This is a genomic window from Octadecabacter temperatus (genome assembly GCF_001187845.1).
Classification (GTDB): Bacteria; Pseudomonadota; Alphaproteobacteria; order Rhodobacterales; family Rhodobacteraceae; genus Octadecabacter; species Octadecabacter temperatus.
In genome coordinates, this window is the sequence record NZ_CP012160.1 from 449675 (window position 1) to 467970 (window position 18296).

The 18296-nt window shown below is 54.6% G+C and carries 20 protein-coding genes; 5 read left to right on the plus strand and 15 right to left on the minus strand.

Going from position 1 to position 18296, the window contains the following annotated elements:
• The first annotated feature begins 19 nt into the window (after positions 1-19).
• The 5 genes from OSB_RS02405 to OSB_RS02425 all read left to right on the plus strand — a co-directional run bounded on the left by OSB_RS02405 (position 20) and on the right by OSB_RS02425 (position 5722).
• Positions 20-1384: a 1-acyl-sn-glycerol-3-phosphate acyltransferase gene (locus OSB_RS02405; protein WP_049833480.1), complete on the plus strand. Its 1365-nt coding sequence runs from the start codon at positions 20-22 to the stop codon at positions 1382-1384.
• A 325-nt stretch (positions 1385-1709) separates the two neighbouring features.
• Positions 1710-2996 (plus strand): crotonyl-CoA carboxylase/reductase, encoded by a 1287-nt coding sequence (gene ccrA, locus OSB_RS02410; RefSeq protein WP_049836013.1) that lies wholly within the window; start codon positions 1710-1712, stop codon positions 2994-2996.
• Positions 2997-3185: 189 nt separating this feature from the next.
• Positions 3186-3386 (plus strand): hypothetical protein, encoded by a 201-nt coding sequence (locus OSB_RS02415; RefSeq protein ID WP_049833481.1) that lies wholly within the window; start codon positions 3186-3188, stop codon positions 3384-3386.
• A gap of 84 nt (positions 3387-3470) precedes the next feature.
• Complete coding sequence (locus tag OSB_RS02420; RefSeq protein ID WP_049833482.1) at positions 3471-5015, plus strand: ATP-dependent DNA helicase; 1545 nt, start codon at positions 3471-3473, stop codon at positions 5013-5015.
• A complete protein-coding gene (locus OSB_RS02425) occupies positions 5012-5722 on the plus strand; it encodes an SDR family oxidoreductase (RefSeq protein WP_049833483.1) in 711 nt (236 codons plus the stop codon). Before OSB_RS02420 ends, OSB_RS02425 begins: the two co-directional genes overlap by 4 nt.
• 18 nt (positions 5723-5740) lie before the next feature.
• Here the strand turns inward: OSB_RS02425 and OSB_RS02430 are convergent, their stop codons facing one another.
• The 15 genes from OSB_RS02430 to trpS all read right to left on the minus strand — a co-directional run bounded on the left by OSB_RS02430 (position 5741) and on the right by trpS (position 18259).
• Complete coding sequence (locus OSB_RS02430) at positions 5741-6496, minus strand: TIGR02186 family protein (RefSeq protein WP_049833484.1); 756 nt, start codon at positions 6494-6496, stop codon at positions 5741-5743.
• Positions 6496-7413, minus strand: coding sequence for a sulfite exporter TauE/SafE family protein (locus OSB_RS02435; RefSeq protein ID WP_049833485.1), 918 nt, complete (start codon positions 7411-7413; stop codon positions 6496-6498). The genes OSB_RS02430 and OSB_RS02435 overlap by 1 nt, the downstream gene beginning before the upstream one ends.
• A gap of 93 nt (positions 7414-7506) precedes the next feature.
• A complete protein-coding gene (locus OSB_RS02440) occupies positions 7507-8310 on the minus strand; it encodes a purine-nucleoside phosphorylase (RefSeq protein WP_049833486.1) in 804 nt (267 codons plus the stop codon).
• Positions 8294-9457 carry an ABC transporter permease gene (locus OSB_RS02445; protein ID WP_049833487.1) on the minus strand — a complete coding sequence of 388 codons (1164 nt, stop codon included), beginning with the start codon at positions 9455-9457 and terminating at the stop codon, positions 8294-8296. The genes OSB_RS02440 and OSB_RS02445 overlap by 17 nt, the downstream gene beginning before the upstream one ends.
• A 3-nt stretch (positions 9458-9460) precedes the next feature.
• Complete coding sequence (locus OSB_RS02450) at positions 9461-10567, minus strand: ABC transporter permease (protein WP_049833488.1); 1107 nt, start codon at positions 10565-10567, stop codon at positions 9461-9463.
• A complete protein-coding gene (locus OSB_RS02455; protein WP_049833489.1) occupies positions 10567-12108 on the minus strand; it encodes an ABC transporter ATP-binding protein in 1542 nt (513 codons plus the stop codon). Before OSB_RS02455 ends, OSB_RS02450 begins: the two co-directional genes overlap by 1 nt.
• Positions 12101-12475 (minus strand): nuclear transport factor 2 family protein, encoded by a 375-nt coding sequence (locus OSB_RS02460; RefSeq protein ID WP_049833490.1) that lies wholly within the window; start codon positions 12473-12475, stop codon positions 12101-12103. Before OSB_RS02460 ends, OSB_RS02455 begins: the two co-directional genes overlap by 8 nt.
• 89 nt (positions 12476-12564) lie before the next feature.
• On the minus strand, positions 12565-13563 hold the full coding sequence (locus tag OSB_RS02465) for a BMP family lipoprotein (protein WP_049833491.1): 999 nt from the start codon (positions 13561-13563) through the stop codon (positions 12565-12567).
• 151 nt (positions 13564-13714) lie between these two features.
• Positions 13715-14140 (minus strand): GNAT family N-acetyltransferase, encoded by a 426-nt coding sequence (locus OSB_RS02470; protein WP_049833492.1) that lies wholly within the window; start codon positions 14138-14140, stop codon positions 13715-13717.
• Positions 14137-14730, minus strand: a complete 594-nt coding sequence (tsaB, locus tag OSB_RS02475; protein ID WP_049833493.1) for a tRNA (adenosine(37)-N6)-threonylcarbamoyltransferase complex dimerization subunit type 1 TsaB — start codon at positions 14728-14730, stop codon at positions 14137-14139. Before tsaB ends, OSB_RS02470 begins: the two co-directional genes overlap by 4 nt.
• Positions 14720-15280 carry a NifU family protein gene (locus OSB_RS02480; RefSeq protein WP_049833494.1) on the minus strand — a complete coding sequence of 187 codons (561 nt, stop codon included), beginning with the start codon at positions 15278-15280 and terminating at the stop codon, positions 14720-14722. Before OSB_RS02480 ends, tsaB begins: the two co-directional genes overlap by 11 nt.
• Before the next feature lie 144 nt (positions 15281-15424).
• Positions 15425-15754: a hypothetical protein gene (locus tag OSB_RS02485; protein ID WP_049833495.1), complete on the minus strand. Its 330-nt coding sequence runs from the start codon at positions 15752-15754 to the stop codon at positions 15425-15427.
• Between the two features lie 70 nt (positions 15755-15824).
• On the minus strand, positions 15825-16154 hold the full coding sequence (locus tag OSB_RS02490) for a hypothetical protein (protein ID WP_049833496.1): 330 nt from the start codon (positions 16152-16154) through the stop codon (positions 15825-15827).
• Positions 16155-16695: 541 nt separating this feature from the next.
• The gene (locus OSB_RS02495) at positions 16696-17151 is read right to left on the minus strand and encodes a universal stress protein (protein WP_049833497.1); all 456 of its coding nucleotides are present in this window, start codon (positions 17149-17151) and stop codon (positions 16696-16698) included.
• 88 nt (positions 17152-17239) lie between these two features.
• Entirely contained in the window at positions 17240-18259 is a 1020-nt protein-coding gene (trpS, locus tag OSB_RS02500; protein WP_049833498.1) for a tryptophan--tRNA ligase, read from the minus strand.
• Positions 18260-18296: the final 37 nt, after the last annotated feature.

Below are 18296 nucleotides of genomic sequence, written 5' to 3' on the forward strand. Positions count from 1 at the left end.
TCCCTGACACGGTCCCCCTATGACGACCCCGATTGAAATCCCACTTTGGCTCTTGGTTCTGGTGCTGCTTTTCGCGGCAGTCACGTTCGCATCGCACTTTCTGTTTCCGTCTGTACGCTGGTTTTTCCGCCGTCGCGCAGAACGTGTGGTGGCGCGGGTAAACAAGCGGCTCGCAAAACCAATCGAGCCGTTCAAGCTCGCCCGGCGCTATGACACGATTGAACGATTGGTGTTTGATCCAGAGGTCATCAGGGCCGTGAACGAGTACGCCAAGGTTGAGGATGTGCGCGAAGACGTGGCCTTTGAGAAGGCCCGCCATTATGCCCGCGAGATCGTGCCATCCTTTTCTGCCACCGCTTATTTTTCCTTCGGGATGCGTCTAGCCAAATGGCTGTCTCGTTTCCTTTACAGATTGCGGGTCGGCCAATTTGACCGCGCGGAGTACGAGGCGATTGACCCAGACGCGACGGTGATCTTTGTGATGAACCATCGTTCAAACATGGATTACGTGCTTGTCACCTACCTCGTGTCTCGCGCTGGTGCGTTGTCTTATGCAGTGGGTGAATGGGCGCGGGTTTGGCCGCTGTCCGCGATGATTAAGATGATGGGCGGGTACTTCATCCGTCGTAAGTCTCGCAGTAAGCCAGCCGCGCGCGAGTTGTACCGCAAGGTCTTGGCGCGTTATGTGCAGATGGCAACTGAAGGGGGCGTCACGCAAGCGGTTTTCCCAGAAGGCGGGTTGTCGTTGAACGGTAAAATGGCCAACCCGCGCCTTGGTATTCTTAGCTATATCGTTGATGGATTTGACCCTGAGAAGCGCGACGTGGTCTTTGTCCCCGTTGCGCTAAACTATGATCGGGTTTTGGAGGATAAATTCCTGATCAAAGCGGATCAAACTGGAAAACGCCGTTTCCGGCCTCCGCTTTTCACTGTTGTTGGTGGCGTCACGGGATATCTTTGGGCGCGCGTGCGTCGCAAACTTACGACCTTCGGGACGGCAAATGTCAGCTTTGGGCAACCGCTATCGCTGCGCGACTTTTCCCTGTCTCGTGAGGGTGCGACCGAGGCTGTAGGGCAAGAACTGATGGCCCGTATCGCCAGTGTCGTCCCACTGTTGCCCGTCCCATTGGTGAGCCGTGCGATCTTGTCTGGGGCAACAACGCAGGCAGAGATAACAGCAAGTATCGAAGAAACGATCGCAACGGTGCCGTCCTCGGTGGCCAAACCACGCCGCACGCCAGATCAAATGGCAACGGACGGATTGGTGAACTTGCGTCGCCGCGGATTGGTATCTGGCGACGCTGTTATGACCGTTGCAGACACTGACAAACCTGTCCTCGCCTACTACGCGAACTCAATCTCGCACCATTACTCTGAAGAATAGGACTGTTTTCCCTGACTTGATGAGTGGTTTTCGCGCCGTTAGGCTTTTCCCACGATTAATTTAATTTGGGGAATACAATGTCTTTTCATTTCAAATCATTTGCTCTCGCTGCGATTGTGAAGAACAACATCAACGTTTGTCGCGTTTCGGCGGTGTCTTTCCCTTAACGCGCAAGTATTGGGCTTTGCTGCGATGCGGCGGACATAAAATTACAAAAAAGTACTCTACAGAGTTGCAATCTTACTTTCACGTCTCTATTTCTGCTTTCAACGCGTCCGATTCTGCGGCGCGGCATGAGTAACGGATAAACCTGATGGAGACCGACATGGCGCTCGACCAAAACGCAGCCTTCACCTACGAGGCCGAGAAAAAAGACCTTTATGAAATGGGTGAAATCCCACCGATGGGTCACGTTCCGGCGCAAATGTATGCTTGGGCAATCCGCCGTGAACGCCACGGTGAACCAGACAAAGCTTTCGAAGTCGAAGTCGTCGATACGCCAGTTCTGGATAGCAACGAAGTTCTTGTCCTCGTTATGGCTGCGGGCGTTAATTATAACGGCGTTTGGGCCGGTCTTGGTAAGCCAATTAGCCCGTTTGATGGTCACGGCGCACCATACCATATTGCTGGTTCCGATGCGTCTGGCATCGTGTGGGCAGTTGGTGACAAGGTTAAGCGCTGGAAGGTCGGCGACGAGGTCGTAATCCATTGCAACCAAGATGATGGCGACGATGAAGAGTGCAACGGCGGCGATCCGATGTTTTCTACGTCCCAGCGTATTTGGGGTTACGAGACACCTGATGGGTCCTTCGCGCAGTTCACAAATGTGCAAGCGCAGCAATTGATGCCACGCCCACAGCACCTCACATGGGAGGAGTCAGCTTGCTACACGCTGACGCTCGCAACTGCGTACCGTATGCTGTTCGGCCATGAGCCACATGACCTGAAACCTGGTCAAAACGTATTGGTTTGGGGCGCTTCAGGTGGTCTTGGATCCTATGCGATCCAGCTGATCAACACGGCGGGGGCTAACGCGATTGGTGTTATTTCTGAAGAAGATAAGCGCGATTTCGTTATGGGTCTTGGCGCCAAGGGCGTCATCAACCGCAAGGATTTTGATTGCTGGGGCCAGTTGCCGAAGGTGAACACACCTGAATACGCCACATGGTTCAAAGAAGCGCGCAAATTTGGCGCGGCGATCTGGGCGATTACAGGTAAGGGCAACAACGTTGACATGGTGTTCGAACACCCTGGCGAAGCGACGTTCCCAGTGTCCACATTGGTCTGTAAAAAGGGCGGCATGGTCGTGATTTGTGCTGGTACCACGGGCTTTAACTGTACGTTTGATGTGCGCTACCTCTGGATGCACCAAAAGCGCGTTCAGGGTTCCCACTTTGCCCACCTCAAGCAAGCGTCATCCGCCAACAACCTGATGGTTGAGCGTCGCCTTGATCCGTGCATGTCAGAAGTGTTCCCGTGGGATGAACTGCCAGGCGCACATACCAAAATGCTGCGCAACGAGCACAAGCCGGGCAATATGTCCGTACTGGTTCAGGCCCCGAAAACCGGCCTGCGCACGCTTGAAGATGTCATCGAAGCTGGAAGCAAATAGTAGCTTTCACTTTAAGACCTAAGAAACGGGCCGCCAGCACATTGCTGAGCGGCCTGTTGTTTTGAAAACCCCTAATTGCGACCTAACCGAAAGTTCCCAAAGCCCCGACCTTCGGGAGTAAATTGTTAATCTTTCCGCCCATATACTTGGCGTTAACTAATCATTTACTCTGATCGTAAGGGGACTTTCATGGGGCAAAAATGGATAATCGACGTCATCGCGGATTTGCGTGATTTCGCTGAATACAATGGGCTGCCGCTGCTTGCCAACCAACTCGAGGTTACGGCCTCAGTCGCGAAATCGGAAATCGAGACCCGAGTGAACGGCGTCGGGCCTGTTGCGAATTTGGTAAACGGCCAACATGTGCCGCCCTTGAAAGACATCGGTTGAATTCTCTCGGATGAAGGTGCGAAAGGGTACTCGAAGACGCCTTAGCATCTGGCCCCTCTAGCGTAGTCCCGCTAGTGTCCGGCTATGGAACAAACTGCCCTTTCCCTTTCAGATGATCAGGCCGAAGCATGGGACGCTGTGTCCGACCTGTTGGGCGAAGCTGGTGTCGATATGCTGGGTGGCTCAACCCTTCCGCCCGACGAGGATCCAAAAGGTGCGGTGCTGGCCGTTTTGGGCAAAGCAGGTAGTGGTAAGACGTTGCTACTGGCCGAATTGTTCAAGTCTTTGCGCGAGGCGGGCGTTGATATCGTGTCGGGTGATTATGAGGGCAAGAAACGTCGCAATCGCCGCACGCTGGCCATTCTTGCGCCGACCAACAAAGCCGCATCGGTGCTGCGAAACCGTGGGGTTCCGGCCACGACGATCCACCGCATTCTTTATACGCCGATGTATGACCCCGAATATGAAAAGATCGCGGAATGGTTGGCAGGGCAGGGCGAAAAACCTGAAATTGAAGGGCTGACCGAAGTCGCCCTCGACCGTGCGTTTGCGTCGTATCAATTGAACTCGTCTGTGCCAGCCGCGTTGGCGGCAGCGGGATTGCGTGGGTCTGATTTCATCACCGGATGGAAGCGCCGCGAAGACCCTCTCGATATTGGGTTTGTGGACGAAAGCTCGATGCTCGACGCAAAGCAATTTGAAGACCTGAAAGACATCTTCCCGACCCTTGTGCTGTTTGGCGATCCGGCCCAGTTGCCACCTGTAAAAGCGGAGGGCGGCAAGATGGTGTTTGAACGCCTGCCTGAATCCAAGCAGCTGGTTTTGTCGCGCGTGCATCGCCAAACGGCGGACAACCCGATCCTTGACCTTGCCCATGCGCTTGCTGATCCGCAGGTCGATTTTTATGCCTTTGAAAAGCTCGTGGCAGAAGCGGCGGCAAAGGATGATCGTGTTGTCTTGGCACAGCGGGTCGAAAGCGACCTTATGGCGCGGTCCCCTTGTCTGGTTTGGCGCAATGCAACGCGTATCAAGCTGATCCATGCGTTCCGTAACGCGTTCGGCGCACCAGCGGATGAGCTGTTGGAGGGGGAGCCCCTCATTTGTGATGGTATTGAGCTGCCGATGAAGCATCGCAAGAAACGTCTCGACCTTGAGGCGCGCGGTCTGATTAAGGGTGCGCAGGTCATCTACCTCGGGCCAGGGCGCAAGCCCGGGTTTTCACGCCTTCATGTCATGGGCGCCGAAGACCCGCAGGTCAGCGCGGCGAGCATCGTTAAGATCGAACTTGAGGGCGATGAAGAGCCGTTCATCCCCTTCGCCGCCAAGATGGGCGCTACGTTCTTGCACGGCGCGGCTGTGACTATCCACAAGGCGCAGGGTTCACAGTGGGAAACCGTGCAGGTTTTCGCCCCAGATATTGAGGTCGCAAGCCGTATGGGGCGTGTCGAAGCAGGCCAACCACTGTGGAAGCGCCTTGCCTATGTTGCCATCACCCGTGCCGAGCACCGGTTGTGCTGGGTCGTGCGTAACCGCCTTGCACGGCCTTCCAGTTTGCTGCGCGTTGACGATTTGACCGTCGCACCCGCGCCGTTGGAATTGACCATGCAAGACGACGGAGTTGAGCCATGAAAAGCATTATCATCACAGGCGCTAGCAGCGGCATTGGTCGGACAACTGCGGAACATTTTCTGGCGAACGGTTGGCGCGTTGGACTGATCGCGCGAGGCGCTGGTGCGCTTGCTGAGATCACCCATGAAAACGCAGTTTCTATGCCCTGTGATGTTACGGACGAGGGCCAAGTGCAGGCGGCATTTAACAGCTTCGGGACATTGGATGCGCTGTTCAACAATGCAGGGATGTTTGGCCCGCAAACAACCATCGATGAGATCGCGCTGGACGACTGGAAACAGGTTGTGGACGTTAACCTGACGGGCATGTTCCTTTGCGCACGCGCTGCCTTTAAGCAAATGCGCCATCAAACGCCGCAAGGTGGGCGGATTATCAACAACGGCTCAATCTCGGCGCACACACCGCGTGAGGGATCGACCTGTTATACGACCACCAAACACGGTGTGTCTGGCTTGACCAAAACGATCACGCTTGACGGGCGCGAGTTTGGCATTGCGTGCGGGCAAATCGATATCGGCAATGCGCGTACGGATCTGGTGAAAAACCTTGAAGTCACGCGGGCTGAACAAGGGTTAGAACCGTTGCCGACAATGGCCGTTGAAGACGTTGCACGCGCCGTGTTCCACATGGCGAGCTTGCCAGCTGAGGCCAACGTTCAAAGTATGATGATCATGGCGAGCAAGATGCCCCATATCGGGCGCGGTTAAGCCAAGAAGATACGTGGGTTATCTTTGGAATATGCGGAAGGCAGCGGACGCCAGCCAGCCCGCAGAAATCGCAATCATCAGGGACATGATACCGTACCAGAACGGCTGATTGCGCGACACTTCATAGAGCCAGCGTTCCAAGCCCGCTTTGAAAACCGCAATATCCGTTTCGTAGTCATCAATAACGACACCGTCCCGCGTTAGGAAAATATGCGCGGAGTAATTGCCCTCGGTCAGGGCGGCAGGAAGTGTGATTTGCCCGCGAAATAGGGTTTCTTCCTCCATATCCACTTGGCTATCCAAAATCTGATATAGGCCGGCAGCGGCACGAATGCGGATAAGCGCCTCCGTGAAAGTACCTGCATTCTCGACGTCACTCGGGGCACCCACGGATCGGATCACACGTGGGATAGATATGCCGTAACGCAGGTCTTCGACCGAGGTCAGCACGTCGCGCATCGGTGCGGATGTTGCGACAGCATAAAAGGACGGCGCTTCGTCAACTTCGACCGCATCGGTGTTCGCCCAGATACCAAGAACACGTTCTTTTCGGCGAACCAGCACCGGTTCAAGCGGGCCGGAGAGCGTGATGATAACCTCAAGCGGGCCGCCGTCGGGGGCAGGGGCATCGCGTTTAACGGCACCGAAAATCATCACGTCAGACCCGTTGAATGTCGCCGTGATCGCGACCTCATCTCGGCTTAGGCCAAGCACGATTTCCTCAGCCGCAAGTGGTGTAACCATCAGGAAAAGGGCTGCGATCAGGCGGAGCATCAGTGACCACCTCCTGCGCCTAAGGAATACAATTCAGTCGGCATCAGTAGTAGGTCCAGCGCGAGTTTGCCGCACACCAACAGCACCATGATCGCAAGCAGGATGCGCAGTTGTTCGGCTTTCATTTTCACACCAATGCGCGTGCCGATTTGTGCGCCAATCACGCCGCCAACCAAAAGCAAAACAGCGAGGACAATATCAACGGTATAGTTCGTCGTCGCGTGCAACATTGTCGTGAATGCGGTCACGAAGATGATCTGGAAAAGGGATGTGCCGATCACAACTTTGGTCGGCATGCCCAGCAGATAGATCATTGCTGGAACCATAATAAAGCCGCCACCAACACCCATGATCGCCGCCAATATCCCGACCAATAGGCCAACGACCAGCGGCGGAATAACAGAAATATATAGGCCCGAGACACGGAATTTCATTTTCAATGGCAACGCGTGGACCAGCCCGTGTTTGCGACGCACAGGCGGTGGATTGTTTAGCTTTGAGCGTCTGATCGCGCGCCAGCTTTCAACGAACATCAGCCCGCCAATGATGCCAAGGAAGACGACATAACAAAGCTTTACGAGCAGATCGACCTGACCGAGCGATTTTAGATAGTTGAACAAAACCACACCGACCGCGGCCCCGATCAGGCCACCTGTCAGCAGCACCGTCCCCATCCTGAGATCAACGGTCTTTCGCCTAAGGTGCGCAAGAACCCCTGAAAAAGAGGACGCCACGATCTGTACCGCTTCGGTTGCAACTGCCACTGCTGGGGGGATGCCGATGAAAAACAACAAAGGTGTCATTAAAAAACCGCCGCCAACACCAAACATGCCGGATAAAATTCCGACAAGACCACCCAAGCCGAGCAGTAGAAACGCGTTCACCGACACTTCGGCGATGGGCAGGTAAATTTGCATAGGCTTTCCTTACGCCTGCAAGGGTACATAATTCAACGGCCAATTATGCCGCGTTAATAAGACCAGAAGTCTTATTAACGAGATTGGCTGGTCTCAGAGATGCGGTAGGGCCGCACGTAGTACAATTTCTAGTTTTGCAGCCCCTAAAGGCGCCATTGCTTTGGTGTGTTCATGGCTGATGGATTCCTCTGACATCCCAGCGGCCATATTAGTAATTGTAGAAATCGCAGCGCAACGAAGCCCAAGGAAACGACCCAAGATCACTTCAGGCACCGTGGACATGCCAACCGCATCTGCGCCGAGGGTTTTAATCGCGTTGATTTCGGCAACGGTTTCAAACGACGGACCAGAATACCATGCGTAAACACCACTGTGCATGTCGACTTTGGCGTTCATTGCTGCGCGGGTCAGGGCTTCGCGCATAGCGGGATCGTAGCAGTCGCGCATTGGGACGAAGCGTGCATCAGATTGCTCGCCGATCAGCGGGTTTAGACCACTGAAGTTGATGTGGTCAGACAGGCACATTATCGAACCCGTCGCCATCTCTGGCACCATTGATCCCGCAGCATTCGTCGCGATCATCTTATCCGCACCAAGCGCTTTAAGCACCTCAAGTGGGAGGCGCATGGCATCGCCGCGGCCGCTTTCGTAATAGTGTGCCCGCCCGCCAAAAACGGCAACGCGCACGCCTTCTAGGTCGCCAATCACAAGGTTAGGATTATGGCCCGACACGCCTGCATGGGGAAAACCTTCAAGCTCATCGTAAGGGATGGCGACGCCTTCGACAGCGCCCGCCAAATGCCCCAAACCGGACCCAAGGATCAGCCCGATTGAAACCGGAGCATCACCAGCAATCGCGCGGATCTTATCCGCGAGTTCCTCAGCGTTCCTTGACATAGGGTTGTCCTCCGGCACGTGGAGGGATGGCTTTGCCGACAAATCCCGCGAGTACGATAACCACGAACAGATAAGGCAGGGATTGGATCAACTGGCTTGGGACCTTAACGGTTTCCCAAAGCGCGGCCAAAACGCCGATGCCTTCGCCGGATGCAGTTCCAAACCATGTAATAAGCGCAACGGCTGCCAAAACGGCGGACAACCCACCCAAAACCAGCACGTCAATCTTTTCACGGCGCAAGGCATAAACCGTCATTGCGACGGCGCTGCCGATCAGCAGGATCATGATCCAGATCACTTGCAGTTGGATGTTCTGGAAGCGGTTATCGATTGCAAAGAACAGGCCGAACAACAGACAAGCGCCAAGGGCATACCATGGGCGCCATTTTGCAAAGATCAAGGCGGCCAGTGCGATGAAACCACGGTTGGCGGTCATGTCTTTGGTGAAACCAGCCTGCACAGCTGTTGAAAGATATGCGCCAGCGATCCCGCACAGAATACCGCAAATGATGACGGCGCTATAGCGTAGCCGAACGACTGAAATACCCGCAGTATCCACGGCTTCAGGGGCTTCGCCAACAGCACGAAGGCGCAGGCCGAAACGTGTGCGATAAAGTATCCACCAGCTAAGCGGGACGGTCAAAAGGCCAAGGTAAACGAGGATAGAATGACCGGATACGAATTCGGAATAGAACTGCATTCCCGGACTTGCTTGCATCTTGTCACGTACGCGCGTCAAAGCACCAGGAAAATCGAGGCCGTTAAAACGCGCGTCTTTTGGTAGGGACGGCGTTCGTCCACCTTGCGCGAACCAACCTTGCGCGATGACGACCGTTAGACCGGCCGCAAAGAAGTTAATTGCGACACCGGAAATCAGCTGGTTGCCGCGAAACGTGATTGAGGCAAGGCCATGAATGATCGACAGGGCCACCGAAATCCCGATACCTGCCAAAAGCCCGACCCAGACGTTGCCGGATGCGAAAGACACCGCCGCTGACAGGAATGCCGCGGCGAGCATTTTGCCTTCAAGTCCAATGTCGAAAATACCGGCGCGTTCGGAAAACAAACCAGCAAGACAAGCCAGCAAAAGCGGGATCGCCATGCGAACTGATGCGTCACCAAGTTGAACGAATGTGAAGAAATCCATGATCTACTCCTCCACCGCTGTCTCGCGGCCAAACCGCAAGAACAGCTTTTCAATGGGTGCGCGCACCATCTCGTCCAATGCGCCTGTGAACATGATCACCAGCGCCTGAATGACGATTACGATCTGCACCTGCACATCGGTCACCGCCGCAAGTTCAGCACCGCCTTGATAAAGCGCGCCAAACAGCAGCGCCGCGATCACGATGCCAACCGGATGGTTGCGCCCCATCAATGCCACCGCGATGCCGATAAACCCAGCACCCCCTGCCGCGTTATCAACCAGCTGGGGCGAGTTAATACCCATCGTGTTGTTAATCGCCATCATCCCCGCCAGCGCACCGGAAATAAGCAGCGCGATCATGGTGATGTTGACTGCAGAAATGCCTGCGTATTTGGCAGCACTTTCGGACTTCCCGAGTGCGCGAATTTGATAGCCCAGCCGCGTGTGCCAGATGAGCGCCCAAACGGCGACACAAGCCAACAACGCGATGACAATGGATATATTCACCGGCGATCGCCCGAACATGTCGGACCCAAACATCTCAGCTATATCGTTGAGCGACGGCAATCTGCTGGCCTCAGGAAATAGGCCAGACGCGACCTGTTGTTGGCCCGCTGGTTTAAGCGGACCCGCGAGCATGTACACAAGCAAACCGGACGCCATGAAGTTAAACATGATCGTTGTGATAACGATGTGGCTGCCGCGTCGTGCCTGTAGATAGGCAGGGATAACGACCCAAAGCGCACCGAAAAGGGCCGCCGCTGAACCACCTGCAAGCAATGCCAACGTCCAATGGGGCCATGGCACCAACAGCACGACAATCGCAGCACCTAAGCCTCCCAAAAGCACCTGCCCTTCGCCGCCGATATTGAACAGTGACGCATGGAACGCCACGGCCACAGCCAAGCCGGTAAAGATGAAGTTCGTCGCATAAAACAACGTATATCCAAGGAAATCGGACGTGCCGACAGCGCCGTAAGCCATCAACTTCAAGGCTTCCCATGGGTTCTGGCCGATGGATAGGAAAACGATCGCGGAAATGATCGCTGCCAACAGCAGAGATACGACCGGCACCAGCACAACGTCAGCCCATTTTGGCATCTTATCCATTACGCGGTCTCCCCATCTGTCACGCCAGCCATCATCAGGCCGAGCTCTTTTTCATCTGTTTCGGCTGGCAGACGCTCGCCCATGATCTGTCCGTCGAACATCACAGCGATCCGATCAGAAAGCCCCATGATTTCGTCCAGTTCTACCGAGACCAGCAAGATCGCTTTGCCCGCATCGCGCAGGGCGACGATCTGTTGGTGAATGAATTCAATCGCGCCGATATCGACACCGCGTGTCGGCTGCCCGACCAGTAAAAGGTCAGGGTCGCGTTCGATCTCGCGGGCGACAACGACCTTTTGCTGGTTCCCGCCCGAGAAATTCTTGGCGGCCAGCATCGGATTAGGCGGACGCACATCGAAACGGTCCATCTTTTCCTGTGCGTCCTGTAGGATTGCAGCGTTGTCCATCAGCAGACGATTGCGTTGGTATTTTGGATCATGGTGATAACCAAAGGCGGTGTTTTCAGCCGCTGTGAAGTCCATAATCAGGCCTTCGTGCTGGCGGTCTTCGGGCACATGGGCAATGCCGCGCGCACGGCGTGACTGGCCATCAGAAAATGCACCCGTCAAGTCAATCGCTTCGCCGTTCAACAAGACTTCGCCAGTTGCCTTTTCATAGCCACCCAACACTTCCAACAGTTCGGATTGGCCGTTGCCAGACACGCCTGCGATCCCAAGGATTTCACCCGCGCGAATGTTGAAAGATACGCCCTTAAGGCGGTGCACGCCTTTCTCATCCGTGATGTTGAGGTCTTTGACCTCAAGCACAACATCTTTGGGCTTTGCCGGGACTTTATCCACACGCAACAACACTTTACGGCCCACCATTCGCTCGGCAAGGTCGGCTGGGCTGGTCTCAGATGTCTTGACTGTCGACGTCATCTCACCACGACGCATCACGCTGACGGTGTCCGTAATATCCATGATCTCACGCAGCTTGTGCGTGATCAGGATGATGGTTTTACCTTCTTCCTTCAGGCGCCCCAAAATACGGAACAACTGGTCCGCCTCGGCCGGAGTCAACACGCCCGTGGGTTCGTCCAAAATCAGAATGTCGGCTTGACGATAAAGCGCTTTCAAAATCTCAACGCGCTGCTGCATGCCAACGCCGATGTCTTGAATGATCGCATCCGGATCAACGTTCAATTCATACTCTTCAGCAAGGGATTTCAGCTGCTTACGGGCCTTCGCCAAAGACGGACGTAAAAGCGCACCATCTTCCGCCCCAAGCACCACGTTTTCCAACACGCTAAAGTTCTGCACCAGTTTGAAGTGCTGAAACACCATCCCGATACCAGCAGCAATCGCCGCCTGTGAATCAGGGATGACGGTTTTCTTACCAGAGATGAAAATCTCACCCGCATCGGCTTTATAGAACCCATACAGGATCGACATCAGCGTGGATTTTCCCGCGCCGTTTTCGCCGATGATCCCGTGGATCGTCCCAGGCATCACGCGGATAGAAATGTCTTTGTTGGCTTGCACCGGCCCGAAAGCCTTGGAGATACCAACGAGCTCAATAGCAGGTGCGACTTCAGACATCTGGCGTAAATCCTAACCCTACAAAACCTGCGATCATCACGAGTTTGCCAGCATCATCGGCTTCGGAAAAATAGGTGCCGTGCTGTGTCATCTCATTGCCGTCGGGCCCCATGCCTCCGAACGCGACTGCAGAACGGGCGTAACCGTTGACTTCATCCGTAGAAACGACCTTCGCCGTCCATCCCGGCGCATTGGCGCTGAACATTCCAACGTAGTCGGAAATCGCCGCGTGGCCTGACAATCGATCGCCTGAGCGCGGGTCGGAATAGGTGGCATCAGGGGACGTTGCACTGGCGATCATGTTTGCGCGTTTGCTCGCATCCTGTTCGCTCCAAGCGTCAAAAAATGTTGTTAATGCATCGCTCATTGTCGTGCGCCCCCGTCGAATATCGTTTAAGCAAAGGGCCGCGCCGATCTGATCAGCACGGCCCTCCTGTAACTGTCTGTTAACCCGTCTTAGAATTCAAGAGCCGGGCACGTTTCGTCAGACATGTAGTCGTGAACCGCGAGCTCACCAGAGACCATTGCAGCAGCGGCTTCATCAACCATTGCCTGCATCTCTGCGGAGACGAGGTCAGCGTTGTGCTCGTCCAGTGCGTAGCCAACACCTTCGTTTGCAACGCCCATGACGTTGAAGCCAGTCTCAACACCTTCACCAGCAACGAAACTTTCGTAAACAGCATTGTCGACGCGCTTAAGCATGGATGTCAGAACCTGACCTGGGTGCAGGTAGTTCTGGTTCGCATCAACACCGATGGACAAGATGCCTTCGTCCGCAGCTGTCTGAAGCACACCGATACCGGTGCCGCCAGCCGCAGCAAACACAACGTCAGCCCCCTGAGAGATCTGGCTAAGTGTCAATTCGGAACCTTTTACCGGGTCATTCCAAGCAGACGGCGTTGTACCTGTCATGTTGGCGATCACTGTCGCGTCTGGGTTCGCAGCCATAACACCTTGGGCGTAGCCACAAGCGAACTTACGGATCAGCGGAATGTCCATGCCGCCAACGAAAGACACGACGTCAGTCTCGGAAGCTTCAGCAGCCATCATGCCAACAAGGTAGGAACCTTCGTGCTCGTTAAAGACGATGGAACGCACGTTTGGTGCATCAACAACCATGTCAATCAGAACGAACTTGGTGTCAGGGTAGTCGCCAGCAGCTTCGGAAAGCGGTGTCGCCCATGAGAAACCAGCCATAACGATCGGGTTGTTGCCAGCTTCGGCGAAGCGACGGATCGCTTGCTCACGCTGTGCGTCGGATGTGATTTCGAATTCAGCGAATTCTTCGCCAGATTCTTCCGCCCAACGCTGTGCGCCACCGAAAGCAGATTCGTTGAACGACTTATCGAACTTACCGCCGAGGTCATAAATGATTGCAGGGCCGTCAGCCATTGCTGCACCAGCTGTCAGTGCCAGCGCAGTCGTCGCGCTAAGAAATTTGGTCATAAGGGTCATAAAACTCTCCCAAGTTGTTGTTGGAGGGCCGCATTTGGCAGCGATCCCGGATCTTTAACCCACCGATATGGTAGGCTGATTTTTCGATCATGAAGCAAAGTAGGCAATGCGGCGCGAAAAAGATCAACCGATTCTTACCACTGAAGCGGGATCAGGTGGCCGTATCAGGAAACGACGCTACGGAAAGCTCAATTTTCATGCAGATCGCCGTGGCACCGTTCTTGTAATATTTCGGCCTGCGAGAAATCTCGGTGAACCCGCAGCGGGTATAGATTGCAAGGGCAGGGATGTTGTCTTCTGCCACCTCTAGAAAGATGTCTTGGACGCCTTGATGGGCAAGGATGCGCAGGGCTCTCTCAAGGTTTCGCGTGGCAAGGCCGTTGCCTTGGCAACTGGGGTCGGAAGCAAGGGTAAGAACCTCTGCTTCGGGCCCAGCACGTCGCAACACAACAAAGCTAAGATCCGTGCCGTGGAGAAACACATTTGGGTCGTCTAGATATTGTGCAAAGTCAGCTTCGGGCCAGCCGTTCCCGCCAAATGCGGCGGCGTGGGTGAATGCCAAGCCTTCTGGCGTCATGGCAGAATAACCGGTGGTTTTTCGCGTGGGGGTGCGGCATCCGCAGGGCGCACATAAAGCGGAGTAGGGCGTGCAATATCCCCGCCACGTGCCAGTTGCTCCGCAGCGATCTCGGCTATGGCACGGACATGGGCGGCGGCGTCGAACTCGCTCGATAACGCAATGGTACTTTCTTCGCCGTTTAACGTCGTTTGAATTGGAGTGGTCATCTTGTCTGGGTCAAAGAAGTAAACTTGGTCTTTTGGCGCGGGCACTGCCGTTTGCGCCCAGTTCGCCAAATGCTGCGTGGTCTGAAACATCGAAACGCCAATTGCGGGTTTGCCGAGACCAAGCGCTAACCCACGCGCAGCGGATACCGAAATGCGGATGCCTGTGAAGTTTCCAGGTCCAACGCCCACGGCTAGGGCATCTAGGTCGGTCCAAGTCAGGCCGTTCTCTGCCAAAACCTCTTCGAGCAACACCATCAGGCGTTCACCCTGTCCGCGTGACATTTCTTCGACGCGACTGACGATCTTTCCGTTAGATAGCAAAGCGGCGGCACAATGTGCCGCCGATGTATCAAATGCTAAGATGGTTGGCTTAGGCGGCAACGGGGCGCACCTCAAGAACCTCTGGGATGTAGTGGCGCAGCAGGTTTTCGATGCCCATTTTCAACGTCATGGTTGAGCTAGGGCAACCCGCACAGGCGCCTTGCATCTGCAGATAAACAACGCCGCGCTCAAATCCGTGGAACGTGATGTCGCCACCGTCTTGTGCAACAGCAGGGCGGACGCGCGTATCAAGAAGTTCTTTGATCTGGTTGACGATTTCACCGTCTTCGCCGGTGTGCTCTGCATGGCCAGAGTCCGCCTGAGCGCCAGTCATCACGGCTGCACCAGATTGGTAGTGCTCCATGATCGCACCCAAAATCGCAGGCTTGATGTGGTCCCATTCAACACCGTCCGCTTTGGTCACAGTTACGAAGTCAGCGCCGAAAAACACGCCTGTCACTCCCTCAACCGCGAAAACACGGCCAGCGAGTGGGCTATTTCCTGCGGCCTCTACGCTCGCGAAGTCGGCAGTGCCTGCTTCGAGCACGGTTTGACCGGGCAAAAACTTCAGTGTTGCGGGGTTCGGCGTTGATTCAGTCTGGATAAACATGGGCAGCAAACCTTTTTTGTCAGGCTTTAGATATGCGCCTGCGGACCCACGAAGTCAAGGTTTGGAATGATTCTAAACAACAAACGCATACGGACCGCCCATGAATGGACGGTCCGCAGCGGGGAGGTTCAACAGGAGGTCGTATTAGTTGAAGTCGATTTCCTGTGTGTCGACGGTCTGGCCGTTCACTTTCAGGATTGCGATGGCATCAACACCAGTGCGTGGGATTTGCACGTCAACGTTTGTGTTTGCACCAGCGTGGACGTTTGTGGAGCCCAGAAGCGTGCCGATTTCATCTTTGTGGTATGTGTAGACTTCGACGACGCCGTCACCAGTTGCACGAACTAGGCCAAGCTCAACTTGGTTGCCGCGGTCCTGCTCCATTGCGAAGTTGGACAAATCGTTGATGTTTGCAGATGCGATAGTTGCGGAAGCTGCGATTGCTGCGATTGCGAGAGTTGCTGTCTTAAACATGGTATTTCCTTTCAAGAGCCCATCATGGGCGGATTAGTTTTGTTAGCTTTGGGAGAAGCGGAAAGAGGACTTAGTTGAAATCGATTTCCTGTGTGTCGACGGTTTGGCCGTTCACTTTCAGGATTGCGATGGCATCAACACCAGTGCGTGGGATTTGCACGTCAACGTCTAGGTTTGCACCAGCGTGGACATTTGTGGAGCCGATCAATTCACCGATTTCGTCTTTGTGGTATGTGTAGACTTCGACGACGCCGTCACCAGTTGCACGAACCAGACCAAGTTCAACTTGGTTGCCGCGGTCCTGCTCCATTGCGAAGTTGGACAAATCGTTGATGTTTGCAGATGCGATAGTTGCGGAAGCTGCGATTGCTGCGATTGCGAGAGTTGCTGTCTTAAACATGGTATTTCCTTTCAAGTGCCCAGTTGGGGCGGTGGGTTTCGCCGGTCGTATGTTTGATACGAGGGGCAGGTTTGTATTTGTCGTTGCAGTGATGTTCTGCGTTTCGATGAGATGAAGTTGGGGCCAAAAACGCCTTTCGAAAACCCTCACAGCCATCACGAAAAAATGGGATCGAGTGATGCCCTTTCGGACTTGCAACGCTGAATTGGCCTCTTAAAGGGGTGTTCTGTGCAAGTGCGCACCAAAGGCTTGAGCGAACGGTGCAGCATTCCACAAACGAATGTTTCAAAACCTCACAGGCACAGCGTGAACGCAAAAAAGTGAGCGGCGGATGTTTCAAGCCGCTCCCGTTTGAGTGATTAAAACGGCGCTAAATCAGGGGGTTCTGAAATGTAATTGCGATGCGTTTGCGGGCGCATCCACGCGAATCTTCAGGCGATGTTCGCGAACACAGGTTCTGAACAAGCAAAACTGCCCCAACTTACGTGAGTTTTTAACGGAAGATTGCCGCGTTTTAAGATAGAGCGCGCGAAGTTTCGGCTTAGCTGATCGCCTCAAGCCGTTCTTTGGACATATCACCCGGAACAATCGTCATCGGGATCGGCAAAGACCCCGCTTGTTTCGTCATTGCCGTGATAAGGGGGCCGGGCCCCTTTTTGTCCGTCGCAGCACCCAGCACCAAAACACCAACTTCGGGGTCTTCGTCGATTTGCGAAAGGATCTCTGTCACAGGCACACCTTCACGGATCACCAGCTCAGGGTCGACGTTCTGTTTGTCACGCATCCATTTAGCGAAAACTTCGAAATGCACTTCGATACGTTCACGGGTTTCCGCACGCATCACGTCTGCCACGCCGATCCAGTGGTTGAATTCGTCTGGTGGAATAATGGAAAGAACCTCAACACCGCCACCGGTTTTGGCAGCGCGCATTGCAGCATACCGCATAGCGTTTAGGCATTCGCGGCTATCATCAAGGATCACGAGGAACTTGCGCATCTTTGTCTCCATTCAACACGCAGAGTGTGCAGGAGTGCGCACAAACGCGCAATCCATATCTGCAGTAGCCAAATGGCCAGCTTTCAGATCAGGAACGCAGCAACCCAACGATATCGTAGGTCTTCTCCAAGATAGGCGTCGCAATCGCGCGCGCCTTTTCAGCGCCACGTGCCAGTTTGCGGTCAATCTCGGCAGGATCATCCATTAGGCGCTTCATCTCGTCTGAGATCGGCGCGAGCTTTGCAACGGCCAGATCTGCCAATGCCGGTTTGAATTTGCCCCACTGTGCACCTGCATATTCCGCGATCACCGTTTCCGGCGTCATGTCATTCAAGCCCGCATAAATATCGACGAGGTTCTTGGCCTCAGGTCGTCCTTCAAGTCCTTCAACGGTTTCAGGCAACCCTTCAGGGTCTGACTTTGCCTTCTTGAACTTCTTGGCAATCTTATCCGCGTCATCAAGCATGTTGATACGCTCCATGTCGCTTTCGCCAGACTTGGACATCTTCTTGGTGCCGTCACGCAGGTTCATCACCCGCATACCCGGTCCTTCGATCACAGGTTCGGTCACAGGAAAGAAATCGACGCCAAAGTCATTGTTAAATTTGTTGGCGATGTCGCGGGTCAGTTCAACGTGCTGCTTTTGGTCTTCGCCAACAGGCACGTGTGTCGCGTGATACATCAAAATATCCGCGGCCATTAGGGATGGGTAAGCGTACAGTCCAAGCGATGCTTTCTCGGCATTCTTACCAGCCTTGTCCTTGAACTGCGTCATGCGGTTCATCCAGCCGACACGGGCGACGCAATTGAAAATCCACGCAAGTTGCGCGTGCTCTGGGACTTGGGATTGGTTGAACAAGATGGACTGTTCAGGATCAATGCCAGACGCCAGCATCCCCGCCGCCAGTTCGCGCGTGCCGTTTTTCAACGCCTCAGGGTCCTGCCACACGGTGATCGCGTGTAAATCCACCGCGCAATAGATGCTTTCCATGTCGCTGCTTTGCATGTCGACCCAACGTTTGATCGCACCCAGATAGTTGCCAAGCGTCAAACCACCGGATGGTTTGATGCCGGAAAAGACGCGCGGTGTGAAAGTGGTTTCGGTCATGATGCGTTCCAAAGCTGGATTTCGGTTTCACAACCGC